This is a genomic window from Streptomyces sp. NPDC018026 (assembly GCF_044327745.1).
GTDB lineage: Bacteria > Actinomycetota > Actinomycetes > Streptomycetales > Streptomycetaceae > Streptomyces > Streptomyces rubrogriseus.
This window is the reverse complement of the sequence record NZ_JBIRFY010000007.1, coordinates 263,290-276,433: the sequence shown is the minus strand read 5'-3', so window position 1 is coordinate 276,433 and position 13,144 is coordinate 263,290. Positions and strand designations below refer to the sequence as shown.

The following is a 13,144-nucleotide window of genomic DNA, read 5'->3' as shown; positions in this document are numbered from 1 at the left end:
AACTCCGAGACGTACCCCGTCGCAAGCTCCCCCATCCCAGCCGATTCGTTTTCAGAGGGCCTACATGGTGAGTGTTGATTCCCCTCCAGGTCGCCGTGAACTTCCCTACGCGCGAACGCTGTTGCTGCCGGCCATACTGATGGCCGCGGCCACCGGGGCCGCCGTCGCCCTCGTGACGGAACCGGCCCGGCTCGCCGTCGGCCTGTGCGGTGCCGTCGCCACCGTCCTGGTGATCGCCGCGGCCGCCGAAGCGGTACGCCGCGGCCGCGCGCTGCGGGCCCTCGGCGCCGAGCACGCCCGTCACACCGCGTATCTGGAGCACCGGGCCGCGAGCCACCACGAGGAGATGGTCCGCCTCGGCGCCGAAGTCCTCCCCGACGTCCTGAACTTCATGCGCCGGGGCGTCACGCCCCGCGAACTGATGAGCCGCCTCGGCGAGGTGAACCCCGCCTACACCGAACTCGGCGGGCCCCAGCGCGAGCTGATCCGGATGGTCTGCGAGATCGTCGACCACGAGGACGCCATGCGCGAGTCCGCCGAGCGCTCCTTCGTCGACATCGCCCGCCGGGTCCAGGCGATCGTCCACCAGCAGCAGAAGGAACTCCGCGAGATGGAGGAGGACCACGGGCGCAACCCCGAGGTCTTCGACGACCTCCTGCGCATCGACCACGGCACCTCGCTGATCGGCCGCCTCGCCGACTCCATCTCGGTGATCGGCGGCGGCCGGCCCGGACGCCAGTGGCCCGAACCGGTCGCCCTCTACAGCGTGCTGCGCGGCGCCATGTCCCGGATCCTGGAGTACCGCCGGATCAACCTGGCCTCCATCGCCAAGGTCAACATCAAGGGCACCGCCGTCGAACCGGTCATCCACGCCGCCGCGGAACTCCTCGACAACGCCACCCGCTACTCGCCGCCCGCGGCCAAGGTGCACGTCACCGCGACCGAGGTGCAGAGCGGAGTGTGCATCGAGATCGAGGACGCCGGCGTCAGCCTCAGCGAGGAGTCCCGCGGCCGCATCGAGGGCCTGCTGGAGCAGGCCAAGCGCGGCACCGACGTGCAGGACCTCGCCCACCACCCGCGCCTGGGCCTGTCCGTCGTCGGCCGGCTGTGCACCCAGTTCGGCATGGACGTCTCGCTGCGCGCCTCCGCGTACGGCGGCGTCCGCGCCATCCTCATCGTGCCCAGCAAGATGATGACCACCGAGCCCGGCGTCGGCCTCGCCCACGGCATCGGCGCCACCTCGATCCCCACCCCGGGCCCCGACGCCCTGCCCGGACCGGAGCGCAAGCCCAAGAAGCGCCGCCCCACCAGCCCCCGGATCCCCGCCACGGTGTCCCTGGAGGACGACGTCCCCGAGGTGACCGAGTGGACGGCCGGCGGGCTCCCGCAGCGCCGCAGCCGGGTCAAGATGCCGCTCAGCCAGCGCCTCGCCGAGCAGGCCGCGTGGGAGCGGGAGGACGCCGAGCGCGAGGCCCGGCAGGCCGCCGAGCGCGCCCGCAACGGCATCCCGGCGCCCGCGGAGCCGGAGCCCGCGCAGGACAAGGACCAGGGCGGGCTCCCGCCGGGCCACTTCATCGGCGCCTTCTGGGAGGGACTCAAGCAGCACCCGGGCAGCACGCAGGCCCACCAGCAGTCCAGCAGCAACGAGCCGGCCCACGCCCCGGCAGACGACGAGGGGAACCTCAAGTGATCGAGCAGCAAGGCAAGTTCGACTGGATGCTCCGGGACCTCTACGACGGCGTCCCGGGCATCGAGATGATCGTGGTGCTCTCCGCCGACGGCCTGCGCATCGCCCGCTACTCCGGGGACCCGGACGCCGCCGACCGCGTCGCCGCCGCCTGCGCCGGCCTGCAGAGCCTGGCGAGCGCCGTCAGCCAGGAGATCCCCACCAGCGACGGCGACATGAAGATGGTGCTCATCGAGATGAACGGCGGCTACTTCTACCTGATGGCCGCCGGGCCCAACGCCTATCTCGCCGTGCTCTCCGACGTCCGCTGCGAACCCGGCCGGATGGGCCTGAGCATGGCCGACCTGGTCGCCCGGATCGGCCCCCACCTCACCAGTCCGGCACGGCGCAACGGGCAGACCGTATGACTCCTCCCAGGCGCCAGAGGCGAACCCCCGGGCCCGGCCGGCCCGCCGCGCCTGCTCCTCCCACCGCGCCCGCCCCTTCCGGCGCGCCCGCCAAGGAGGGCGAGGTCCGCAACCCCGAGCGGCTCTTCGTCATCGGCGGCGAGGGAGGCGGCGAACGCGCCGACATCGACCTCGTCACCCTGATCGTGGCCCGCGCCGACCCCCCGGTGTCCGCCACACCGGAACAGGCCGCGCTGCTGCGGCTGTGCGCCGCACCCCTGTCCGTCGCCGAGCTGTCGGCCTATCTGAGCCTGCCGTTCAGTGTGGTGACCGTGCTGCTCACCGACCTGCTGGCGTCGGAACTGGTGCAGGCCCGCGCCCCGATCGTCCGCCAGAAGGTCGCCGACCGAAACCTCCTCGAAGCGGTGATGCATGGACTTCAAAAGCTCTGACACGATCCCGGGCCCACGCACCGAGGACCGGCTGCCGCACACGGCCGAGGCCGCCGTGAAAATCGTCATCGTGGGCGGCTTCGGGGTCGGCAAGACCACCATGGTCGGTTCGGTCAGCGAGATCCGACCGCTGACCACCGAGGAGACGATGACCCAGGCCGGTATCGGCGTCGACGACAACTACGGCTCCGCCTCCAAGACGGCCACCACCGTCGCCATGGACTTCGGCCGCATCAGCATCACCGACGAACTGGTGCTCTACCTCTTCGGCACACCCGGCCAGGAGCGCTTCTGGTTCCTGTGGAACGGCCTGTTCGAGGGCGCCCTCGGCGCGGTGGTCCTGGTCGACACCCGTCGCCTGGAGGTCAGCTTCGACGTCATGGGCCGCCTGGAGGAACGCGGCGTGCCCTTCGTGGTCGCCGTCAACACCTTCCCCGACGCGCCGCGTTACCCCGTCGCGGAACTGCGCACCGCGCTCGACCTGCCCGAGGAGATCCCCATCCTCGACTGCGACGTGCGGCGCCGGGCCTCCAGCCGGGACGTACTGATGACCCTGATGCGCTTCCTGCACTCCCTCGCCATGAAGGGCGCGCTCACCTGACCCGCGCGCCCCGCCAACCCCCCGACGTGACCCACACCTTCTGACGTGACCACACCTTTTGTTGCGGAGCGAGACTGTGACGCCTGAAAGCCACTCCCCGACCGGAACGGGCGAACCCCTGCTCGAACCACCGCCCGGCTGCCCCGCGCACGGCCTCGGGCCGGGCGGACTGCACCGGCTGCACGAGGCCGACGACCTGGAGGAGCTGTACGAGAAGCTGCGCGAGCAGCACGGGCCGGTGGCGCCCGCGCTGCTCCACGACGACGTACCCATGTGGGTGGTCCTCGGCCACGCCGAGAACCTGCACATGGTCAGCACCCCCTCCCAGTTCTGCCGCGACAGCCGGATCTGGACCCCGCTCAACGAGGGGATGGTCAAGCCCGACCATCCCCTCATGCCGCACATCGCCTGGCAGCCCATCTGCTCGCACGCCGAGGGCGACGAGCACAAGCGCCTGCGCGGCGCGGTCACCAGCGCCATGTCCGACCTCGACTACCGGGAGCTGCGCCGGCACATCAAGCGCTACACCCAGCGCGTCGTCAACCGCTTCTGCGAGGAGGGCCGCGCCGACCTCGTCGGCCGGTTCGCCGAGCACCTGCCGATGGGCGTGATGTGTCATCTGCTCGGCATGCCCGAGGAGTACAACGACCGGCTGGTGGAGGCCGCCCGCGACACCCTCAAGGGCACCGACACGGCGATCGCCAGCCACGCCTACGTCATGGAGGCGCTGGGACGGCTCACCGCCACCCGCCGGGCCGACCCGGCCGACGACATCGCGGGCCGCCTGGTCACCCACCCGGCCGGGCTCACCGACGACGAGGTCCGCGAGCACCTGAGGGTGGTCCTGCTGGCCGCCTACGAGGCGACCGTCAACCTGATCGCCAACGTGCTGCGCGTGGTGCTCACCGACCCGGGCTTCCGCGCCCAGCTCAGCGGCGGCCAGATGACGGTGCCCCAGGCGGTCGAGCAGTCCCTGTGGGACGAGCCGCCGTTCAGCAGCGTCTTCGCCTACTTCGCCAAGCAGGAGACGGAACTCGGCGGCCAGCGCATCCGCGCCGGCGACGGCCTGCTGCTCGGCATCGCGCCGGGCAACGTCGACCCGCGCATCCGCCCCGACCTGGATGCCAGCATGATGGGCAACCGCGCCCACCTCGCCTTCGGCGGCGGCCCGCACGAATGCCCCGGGCAGGACATCGGGCGGGCCATCGCCGACGCCGGTATCGACGCACTGCTGATGCGGCTGCCCGACCTCCAGCTCGACTGCGACGAGGACGAGCTGCGCTGGCGGTCGTCGATCGCCTCGCGGCACCTGGTGGAGCTGCCGGTCCGTTTCGAGCCCAGGGCGCAGCAGGACATCATGCAGCAGCCGAGTCACGCCCCGGCCCCGGCCCGGAGCGTCCCCTGGCACGTCGGCCTGCCCAAGCCGGAACGGCGGACACAGCCGCCGCTGCCCGCCCAGCCGCCGCAGCCCGTGTCGGTGACGGCCGCCGAGCCCCAGCAGGCACCGGGAGCGGAGCAGCCCCGCCCCCGCGGTGCCTGGCAGCGCTTCCTGCTCTGGTGGCGCGGCTACTGACGGCCGGCCCGGCCCCGCTACGCAGCCCAGTCCTCGTACCCGGTCCAGGCGCCGAGGGACCGGCCGCTGCGGAAGCGGTGCTCGCGTCCCGTGACCGGATCGGTGAACCCCAGCTCCCGCGCGAGCAGTTGCAGCGGGCGCCGGAAGTCACCGGCCGGCACGGGAGCGGCCACCTCCGGGTAGAGGGGGTCGCCGAGGATCGGCACGCCGAGCGCGGTCATGTGGACGCGCAGCTGGTGCGTCTGGCCGGTGCCGGGCACCAGCCGGTACCGGCCCAGCCCGCGCTCCGGCCGGTGTGCGAGCAGCTCGGCGCGGGTCACGGCGTTCGGCTCGCCGGCCACCTCGCGGGCGGCGAGCACCCCGCGCTCCTTCAGGATCCGGCTGCGGACCGTCCGGGGCAGGGCGAGCGCCGCGTCGTACGGGGCGACGGCCTCGTACACCTTGTGCACCCGCCGGTCGGCGAACAGGCCCTGGTACGCGCCGCGTTCCCCGGGGCGCACGGTGAACAGGACCAGCCCCGCCGTGAGCCGGTCCAGGCGGTGCGCGGCACCCAGCGCCGGGATGTCCAGCTCCCGGCGCAGCCGGGCCAGCGCGGTCTGCGTGACGTGGCCGCCGCGCGGGGTGGTGGCCAGGAAGTGCGGCTTGTCCGCGACGACGATGTGCGCGTCGCGGTACACGATCTCCAGCGGGAAGGGCACGGGCACCTCGGCGGGCAGCTCGCGGTGGAACCACACGAACAGGCCCGGCTCGTACGGCGCGTCGCCCGCCACGGGGCGTCCGTCCGCCCCGACGAACAGCCCGGCGTCGAACATGCCGTCGACCACACCGGCGCCCGCGGCCGACAGCCGCTCCGCCAGGTGCTCCCGCACCGTGGACCACGGCCCGTCCGCGGGCAGCCGCACCCGCACCGCGTCGATGCCGTCGCGCTGCGGCAGGGGCGAGGGCGGGGGAGGGGTACGGCGTCTCATCACCTGCCAGCGTACGAGGCGGTGACCCGCGGCGGCGGACCGAGTGGGCCGGGCCCGCCGGAAAACCGCTGGGCCGGAGTCCGGGCCCGTTGGCAGGATGCCGTCCATGCCCTACCTGACACGCCCGGTCCTCGAGGCCGGCACCCTTTCCCGCGCCCCGCAGCCCACGCTCCCCACCGGCGACGGGCTGGTGCTGCGCCCGTGGCGCACCGAGGACGCCCCCGCCGTGCACGTGGCCTTCCAGGACCCGGTGATGCACCAGTGGCACGCCCGCGCGGCCGACTCCGAGGAGGAGGTGCGGGGCTGGATCACCGAGTGGCAGGGCGCCTGGGAACGGGAGCGCGGCGCCCAGTGGGCCGTCGCGGACGCGGACGGCGACCGGCTGCTCGGCCGGGTCGCGCTGCGCGAGTGGGTGCTCGGCGACGGGGTGGCCGAGGTCGCCTACTGGACGACGGCGGGCGCCCGCGGCCGGGGTGTCGCCGCCCGGGCCACCCGGACCCTGGCCCACTGGGCCCTGGACGAGATCGGCTTCCAGCGCCTGGAACTCCTGCACGCGGTGGCCAACGACGCCTCGTGCCGGGTCGCCCGGAAGACCGGCTTCGCCCTGGAGGGCACCAAGCGCAGCGCCGTCCTCCACCCCGACGGCTGGCACGACATGCACCTGCACGCGCGCGTACGCGGCGACTGACCGGGCCCGTGGCCCGCCAGGGGCCCGGCGGGGGCCTGTCCGTGGGCGGGCGGGCCCGTTACGCCGCCGTCGCGCCCTCCTGCTCGGCCTCGACGCGGGCGTTCCACTCGCGCTTGGACGCCTGCCAGCCGTCCTCGTTGTGGCCGAGCCGCCAGTAGCCGGAGATCGACAGGTCCTCGCGGGGGATCTCGCGCTCCATGCGGAGGTAGCGGCGCAGCTCCTTCACGCAGGCCGCCTCGCCGTGGACGAACGCGTGCAGCCTGCCCTCGGGGAACTCCAGCGCGCGCACGGCCTCGGCCAGCGCCTGCCCGACCGGACGGCCGGCCCGGTGCAGCCAGACGACCTCCACGTCGGAGTCGATCTTCTGCTCCTCCTCGGACCCCTCGACCTCGACGAAGGCGTACGCGCGGGTGCCGTCGGGCAGCGCCTCCAGGGAGCGGGCGATCGCGGGCAGCGCGCTCTCGTCACCGGCGAGCAGGTGCCAGTCGGCGGCGGGGTCGGGGGCGTAGGCGCCGCCGGGGCCCATGAAGCGGATCGTCTCGCCCGGCCGCACCCGCTTCGCCCAGGGCCCGGCGAGCCCCTCGTCGCCGTGGATGACGAAGTCCAGGGTCATCTCACGGTGCTCGGCGTCCCAGTGGCGGACGGTGTACGTCCGGGTCACCGGCCACTGCTCGCGGGGGAACTCCTCGCGGATCCGCTCCATGTCGAAGGGCTCCGGGTAGGTCGCGCCCCCGGAGGGGAAGAGCAGCTTCACATAGTGGTCGGTGCAGGTGTCCGCCGCGAACGCGGAGAGTCCCTCGCCGCCGAGCACCACGCGCTGCATGTGCGGGGTCAGCCGCTCGGTGCGGACGACCTGCGCGGTGTGCGGCTTGCGCGGCTTGCGTGCCGGACGGTCTGCCATGACGGCCTCCCTGCTCCCTGCGTGAGGATCCATGAGTTAGGCATACCTAAGCTAGCATCCCCGGCCCGTGTGCGGCTCGTGGAAGCGGACCGCCGCGCGGCGCCGCTCAGGCGGTGAGCGTGGTCAGCAGCCGCTGCAGTGACCCGCCGAGCCCCCAGCGGGCCGCCAGTGCGTCCAGCGCCCCGGCGTCGCGCGGGCCGTGCGGCAGGGCGGTGCCGGTCTCCGGCAGCGGCACGTCGTCCGCGACCCTGACCACCTTCGGGGCGACCGCGAGGTACGGCCCGGCCTCCGTCAGCCGCTTGCGCTGCGAGGGCGTCAGTTTGGCCTTCGGGTCGTCGACGGCGGCCCGGATGCCGGCCAGGTCCCCGAACTCGGCGAGCAGCTTGGCCGCCGTCTTCTCGCCGATGCCGGGCACTCCGGGCAGCCCGTCGCTGGGGTCGCCCCGCAGCAGCGCGAGATCGGCGTACCCGGCGCCGTCGACGCCGTACTTCTCGCGCAGCGCGGCCTCGTCGACGAGGTTGAGCGTGCCGACGCCCTTGACCGGGTAGAGCACGCGCACGCCGCGGGCGTCGTCGACGAGCTGGTACAGGTCACGGTCGCCGGTGACGATGTCGACCGGGCCGGTGGCCCGCGCCGTGTAGGTGCCGATGACGTCGTCCGCCTCGTACCCCGCCACACCGACGCGGGCGATGCCGAGCGCGTCGAGGACGGCCTCGATGACCGGCACCTGCGGGGACAGCGTGTCGGGGACCTCCTCCTGGTCGGGGCCGGCCGGCCGTTCCTCGGCCACGCGGTGCGCCTTGTAGGAGGGGATCAGCTCCACCCGCCAGTGCGGACGCCAGTCGGCGTCCATGCAGGCCACCAGGTGCTCGGGCCGGTGGTCCTTCACCAGTCGGTCGATGAAGTCCAGCAGGCCGCGCACGGCGTTCACCGGCGTGCCGTCGGGCGCCTTCACCGAGTCCGGCACGCCGAAGTAGGCGCGGAAGTAGAGGGAGGCGGTGTCGAGAAGCATCAGTCGTCCGGTCACGCCTCGCAATCATGCCGCAGGTCGTGTGTGCGGGAGGGGGGCGACGTGTGAGCTGGCTCACTTAAATGTTTGGCGTATAAGCATCGGGGCAGGCGCGCAGCCGGGCCGAAGCTGGTTGATGCATTCAACTGTTAGGGGAGCTTTGGGTCCTGCCCCTGCCCCCGAGCCAAGAGGTAAGCGTGTCAGCCAGACTAGAGGCCGAAAACCTGTACAAGGTCTTCGGCAGGAAACCGGATCAGGCGGTCGAACGACTGCGCCAGGGCGAAGACGTCCGGGAGGAACTGCGCGCCGACGGCACCACCGCCGCCGTCATCGACGCGTCCTTCACCGTGGAGCCCGGCGAGATCTTCGTGGTCATGGGGCTGTCCGGATCAGGCAAGTCCACGCTGCTGCGCATGCTCAACGGTCTGTCGGAGCCGACCGCCGGGCACGTCCGCTTCGGGGGGCAGGACCTCACCGCGCTCAGCGACCGCGAGCTGCGCATGGTCCGTTCCATGAAGATCAGCATGGTCTTCCAGCACTTCGCGCTCTTCCCCCACCGCAGCGTCCGTGACAACGCTGCCTACGGTCTTGAAGTGCAGGGCGTGCCCCGCGCCGAGCGCGAGCGCCGCGCCGACGAGGCGCTCGCCCTGTGCGGCCTGGCCGGCTGGGAGAAGTCCTGGCCCGACGAGCTGTCCGGCGGCATGCAGCAGCGCGTCGGCCTGGCCCGCGCGCTCGCCACGGACGCCGACCTGCTGCTGATGGACGAGTCCTTCAGCGCCCTCGACCCGCTGATCCGCCGCGACATGCAGGACCAGCTGCTCGACCTGCAGAAGACCCTGAAGAAGACCATCGTCTTCATCACCCACGACCTCAACGAGGCCATGCGCCTGGGTGACCGCATCGCCGTCATGCGCGACGGCCGGATCGTGCAGATAGGCACCGCGCAGGACATCCTGATACGTCCCGCCAACGACTACGTCGCCTCCTTCACCAAGGACGTCGACCGCTCCCGCGTCCTGACGGCCGCCGCCGTCATGGAGACCGACGTGCGCGGCGACGAGGCCGACTGCGACTGCGAGACCGCGACGCCCGGGACGCCCTTCTCGGAGCTGTGCGCGATCAGCGCCCGGGTGCCCCACGCGGTGGCGGTGGTCGACGGTGACCGCCGACTGGTCGGCGTCGTCCCGGCCCAGCGGCTCATCGGCTTCCTCGGCGACGACGAGGACGTGGTCCCCGGTGTCTGCGACAGCCCGCGGGACAAGGGCGGCAAGAAGGTGATCAGCCGTGCCTAGGATTCCCCTCGGCGACTGGGTCAACAGCAGCGTCGACTGGCTGCTCGACAACGTCTCCTGGCTCTTCACCTTCCTCAAGGACATCTTCACCGGCGCCTACGACGGCATCAACGCCGTCCTCCAGGCCCCCGAGCCGCTGCTGCTCGCCGGTATCTTCGCCGTGATCGCCTTCTGGCTGCGCGGCACCTTCGCCGGTGTCCTCTCCTTCGCCGGTTTCGCCTTCATCGACTCCCTCGAACTGTGGGAGAACGCGATGGTCACCCTGGCGCTCCTGCTGGTCGCCACGATCATCGCCCTGGTCGTGGCGGTGCCGGTGGGTATCTGGGCGGCCCGCTCGGACCGGGTGAGCGCGTTCGTGCGGCCGGTCCTGGACTTCATGCAGACGCTGCCCGCGATGATCTACCTGATCCCGGCGATCCTGTTCTTCGGGACCGGCTCCGCCCCGGGCATCGTGGCCACCCTGATCTTCGCCCTCGCCCCCGGCGTCCGCATGACCGAGCTGGGCATCCGCCAGGTCGACAAGGAGCTGGTCGAGGCGGCCGAGGCGTTCGGCACCACGCCCGGCAACACCCTGCTGCGCGTCCAGCTCCCGCTGGCGCTGCCCACGGTGATGGCGGGCGTCAACCAGGTCATCATGCTCGGCCTGTCCATGGCCGCGATCGCCGGCATGGTCGGCACCGGCGGCCTCGGCGGCGACGTCATGGAGTCCATCGGCCAGCTCAACGTCGGCCTCGGCGCCGAGGCCGGTCTCGCCATCGTGATCCTCGCGATCTACCTGGACCGCATGACCAGCGCGCTGGGCACCCACGTCTCCCCGCTGGGCCGCCGCGCCGCGGCCAAGGCGCGCGCCGCCAAGGGCCTGAAGATCTGGTCCTACCGCCCCCAGCCGCAGGTCGCCGTGATCGGCATCGTGATCCTGGCCCTGGTGGCCGGCGGCATGGGCATGTTCGGCGGCGGCTCCGACGACGCCGACACGGCCGGCGGCGGCAAGAACGTCGGCGACGGCAAGAAGGTCTCCATCGGCTACATCCCCTGGGACGAGGGCGTCGCCTCCACGTTCCTGTGGAAGGAGGTCCTGGAACAGCGCGGCTTCGAGGTCGAGGCCAAGCAGTTCGAGGCCGGGCCGCTCTACACCGCGCTCGCCCAGGGCAACATCGACTTCCAGACCGACTCGTGGCTGCCGACCACCCACGAGCAGTACTGGAAGAAGTACGGCAAGCAGCTGGAGGACCTCGGCTCCTGGTACGACGAGACGTCGCTGGAGCTGACCGTCCCGGCGTACATGAAGGACGTCAACACCCTTGAGGACCTCAAGGGCAAGGCCGACCTCTTCGGCGGGAAGGTCACCGGCATCGAGCCCAGCGCCGGTGAGATGAACCTGCTCAAGACCAAGGTGCTCAAGGAGTACGGCCTCGACAAGGAGTACAAGGTCGTCGACAGCTCCACGCCGGCGATGCTGGCCGAGCTGAAGCGGGCCTACAGCAAGCAGGAACCGATCGTCGTCACGCTGTGGTCCCCGCACTGGGCGTACAACGACTACAAGCTGAAGAAGCTGAAGGACCCCAAGGGCGCCTGGGGCAAGGGCGACGGCGTGCACTCGCTGTCCCGCAAGGGCTTCTCGGACGACAACCCGGTCGTGGCCAAGTGGCTGAAGGACTTCTCCATGACGGAGAAGCAGCTCACCAGCCTCGAGGCCGAGATCAACAAGGCCGGCAAGGGCCGGCAGCAGGAGGCCGTCCGCACCTGGCTCAAGGCCAACCCGGGCGTCGTCGACAAGCTCGCCCCGGTCGAGGGCGGCTCCGGCGCCACTCCCGCCGAGGCCAAGCAGCCGCTCGACGTGGCCTGGTTCCCCTGGGAGGAGGACGTCGCCGTCACCTACCTGTGGAAGAACGTCCTGGAGCGCCGCGGCTACAAGATGAACCTGAAGCAGATGGACGTCGGCCCGGTCTACACCGGCCTGGCCTCCGGCGGCATCGACCTCAACTTCGACGCCTGGCTGCCCTACGCCCAGAGCAACTACTGGAACAAGCACAAGGACAACCTGGTCGACCTGGGGACCTGGTACGAACCGACCTCCCTGGAGATCGCCGTCCCCTCGTACGTGAAGGACGTCAAGTCCCTCGCCGACCTCAAGGGCAAGAGCGACCTGTTCGACGGGAAGATCATCGGCATCGAGCCCGGCACCGGTGAGATGCAGCTGCTGAAGAACGACGTGCTGCCCGGTTACGGCCTTGAGGACGAGTACGAGGTCGTCGACGGCTCCACGCCCGCCATGCTGGCCGAGCTCAAGCGCGCCCTGGCCAAGAAGGAGCCGGTCGCGGTCACCCTGTGGTCGCCGCACTGGGCCTACAGCGACTACGAGCTGACCAAGCTGAAGGACCCGAAGAAGGCCTTCGGCGAGGGCAACACGATCCGGACCATCTCCAGCAAGAAGTTCCCCGAGCAGTACCCGCAGCTCACCGAGTGGATCAAGAACTTCAAGATGAGCGAGGACGAGCTGGGCAGCCTGGAGGCCGAGATCAAGGACCGCGGTCAGGGCAAGGAGGAGGAAGCCGTCGCCGCCTGGCTGAAGGAGCACCCGGACGTCGTCGGCCGGATGACCCCGCAGTAGCGCGGTACTCCCTGACGGTCACCCCGAGGGGTGGGCCCGATGGCGTCTCCCCAGGCGCCCCGGGCCCACCCCTCGGGTCGTTCCCGGCCCGGACACGGTAGGGATTCGGCCAACCACGGAGCGCCAAGCTCCGGCCTGAGCGTGCCCCGGCCGGGGTGCGAGCGACTGGCGGGAACACGGGAGGCCGCGCACGCCTTGAACGGATAAGGCGTGCGCGACGGCGCGCGGACGGTCCCACCCGTGGCGAGAAACGTGAGGTCGCGGCCATCACACCGTGACATCGATGTGACGGCCGCATGAAACGGTTTGCCGAACATGCGTAGGGTGCAGAGAACTCATCAGGACGACGGGTGAAGGAGGGAGCCGGAGCGATGGGCGACCACAAAGATCAGCACCTCCGGGTGGGCGCGGCCGTACGGCGGCGGCGCCGGGACCTCGAACTCACCCTCGCCGTGGTGTCCGAGCGCAGCGGCCTGTCCGTGCCCTTCCTGAGCCAGATCGAGAACGACCGGGCGCGGCCCAGCCAGACCTCCCTGGAGAAGGTGGCCGACGCCCTGCGCACCACCGCCGTGGAACTGCTCGCCGCGGCCGACCCCGCGTGCAGCGTCGACGTGGTCCGTGCCGAGGAGCCCGACCCCGAGCTGGCACCCAGGGTGCGCTCCCTGGTGCGCGGGCACCACCAGATGCACGCCTCCGAGTTCACCGGCGACCACGACGCCGGACGGGAACTGCAGTACCGCAACGACCAGTTGATGTTCGTCGCCGAGGGCGCCGTGGAGATCGAGGCCGAGGGCCGGGCCTACCGGCTCGGGCGCGGCGACACGCTGTACCTCACCGGCGGGGTCCGGCACCGCTGGCGGGCCACCGTGCCGGACACCCGGCTGATCGTCGTCGCCGTCGCCGAGCACATCGAGGCGGTCCGGGAAGGCCCCCGCCGGTGAAGGCGTATCGGTGAAGGCGTACGGGTGAGGGGGTC

Annotated in this window: 12 protein-coding genes; 9 read left to right on the top strand and 3 right to left on the bottom strand. The window is 71.6% G+C overall.

Translation table 11 applies throughout. From position 1 onward, the window contains the following. Window positions 1-64 precede the first annotated feature (64 nt). The 5 genes from ACH4D3_RS23290 (at window position 65) to ACH4D3_RS23270 (ending at window position 4,699) form a co-directional block, all read left to right on the top strand. Window positions 65-1,690, top strand: coding sequence for a sensor histidine kinase (locus tag ACH4D3_RS23290; RefSeq protein ID WP_398324923.1), 1,626 nt, complete (start codon window positions 65-67; stop codon window positions 1,688-1,690). A 26-nt stretch (window positions 1,691-1,716) separates the two neighbouring features. Beyond that, window positions 1,717-2,094: a roadblock/LC7 domain-containing protein gene (locus tag ACH4D3_RS23285; RefSeq protein ID WP_167308645.1), complete on the top strand. Its 378-nt coding sequence runs from the start codon at window positions 1,717-1,719 to the stop codon at window positions 2,092-2,094. Further along, window positions 2,091-2,525, top strand: coding sequence for a DUF742 domain-containing protein (locus tag ACH4D3_RS23280; protein WP_398324920.1), 435 nt, complete (start codon window positions 2,091-2,093; stop codon window positions 2,523-2,525). Before ACH4D3_RS23285 ends, ACH4D3_RS23280 begins: the two co-directional genes overlap by 4 nt. Then, complete coding sequence (locus ACH4D3_RS23275) at window positions 2,506-3,126, top strand: ATP/GTP-binding protein (protein WP_115741270.1); 621 nt, start codon at window positions 2,506-2,508, stop codon at window positions 3,124-3,126. The genes ACH4D3_RS23280 and ACH4D3_RS23275 overlap by 20 nt, the downstream gene beginning before the upstream one ends. A gap of 76 nt (window positions 3,127-3,202) precedes the next feature. Beyond that, window positions 3,203-4,699 carry a cytochrome P450 gene (locus tag ACH4D3_RS23270; RefSeq protein ID WP_398324917.1) on the top strand — a complete coding sequence of 499 codons (1,497 nt, stop codon included), beginning with the start codon at window positions 3,203-3,205 and terminating at the stop codon, window positions 4,697-4,699. A 17-nt stretch (window positions 4,700-4,716) separates the two neighbouring features. Here ACH4D3_RS23270 and ACH4D3_RS23265 read toward each other — a convergent pair whose 3' ends face one another. Continuing rightward, entirely contained in the window at window positions 4,717-5,667 is a 951-nt protein-coding gene (locus ACH4D3_RS23265) for an RluA family pseudouridine synthase (protein ID WP_398324914.1), read from the bottom strand. Window positions 5,668-5,773: 106 nt separating this feature from the next. Here ACH4D3_RS23265 and ACH4D3_RS23260 point away from each other — a divergent pair, with 106 nt between their 5' ends. Continuing rightward, window positions 5,774-6,355 carry a GNAT family N-acetyltransferase gene (locus tag ACH4D3_RS23260; protein WP_398324911.1) on the top strand — a complete coding sequence of 194 codons (582 nt, stop codon included), beginning with the start codon at window positions 5,774-5,776 and terminating at the stop codon, window positions 6,353-6,355. A gap of 58 nt (window positions 6,356-6,413) precedes the next feature. Here the strand turns inward: ACH4D3_RS23260 and ACH4D3_RS23255 are convergent, their stop codons facing one another. Next, entirely contained in the window at window positions 6,414-7,256 is an 843-nt protein-coding gene (locus ACH4D3_RS23255) for a siderophore-interacting protein (RefSeq protein ID WP_398324909.1), read from the bottom strand. A gap of 106 nt (window positions 7,257-7,362) precedes the next feature. Then, on the bottom strand, window positions 7,363-8,268 hold the full coding sequence (locus tag ACH4D3_RS23250; protein ID WP_398325331.1) for a 5'-3' exonuclease H3TH domain-containing protein: 906 nt from the start codon (window positions 8,266-8,268) through the stop codon (window positions 7,363-7,365). Between the two features lie 194 nt (window positions 8,269-8,462). Between ACH4D3_RS23250 and ACH4D3_RS23245 the strand changes: the two genes are divergently transcribed. The 3 genes from ACH4D3_RS23245 (at window position 8,463) to ACH4D3_RS23235 (ending at window position 13,109) form a co-directional block, all read left to right on the top strand. Then, window positions 8,463-9,557 (top strand): glycine betaine/L-proline ABC transporter ATP-binding protein, encoded by a 1,095-nt coding sequence (locus ACH4D3_RS23245; protein ID WP_398324907.1) that lies wholly within the window; start codon window positions 8,463-8,465, stop codon window positions 9,555-9,557. Next, entirely contained in the window at window positions 9,550-12,168 is a 2,619-nt protein-coding gene (locus ACH4D3_RS23240) for an ABC transporter permease/substrate binding protein (protein ID WP_398324904.1), read from the top strand. Before ACH4D3_RS23245 ends, ACH4D3_RS23240 begins: the two co-directional genes overlap by 8 nt. Window positions 12,169-12,539: 371 nt before the next feature. Then, complete coding sequence (locus ACH4D3_RS23235; RefSeq protein ID WP_003977207.1) at window positions 12,540-13,109, top strand: helix-turn-helix domain-containing protein; 570 nt, start codon at window positions 12,540-12,542, stop codon at window positions 13,107-13,109. Window positions 13,110-13,144 lie beyond the last annotated feature (35 nt).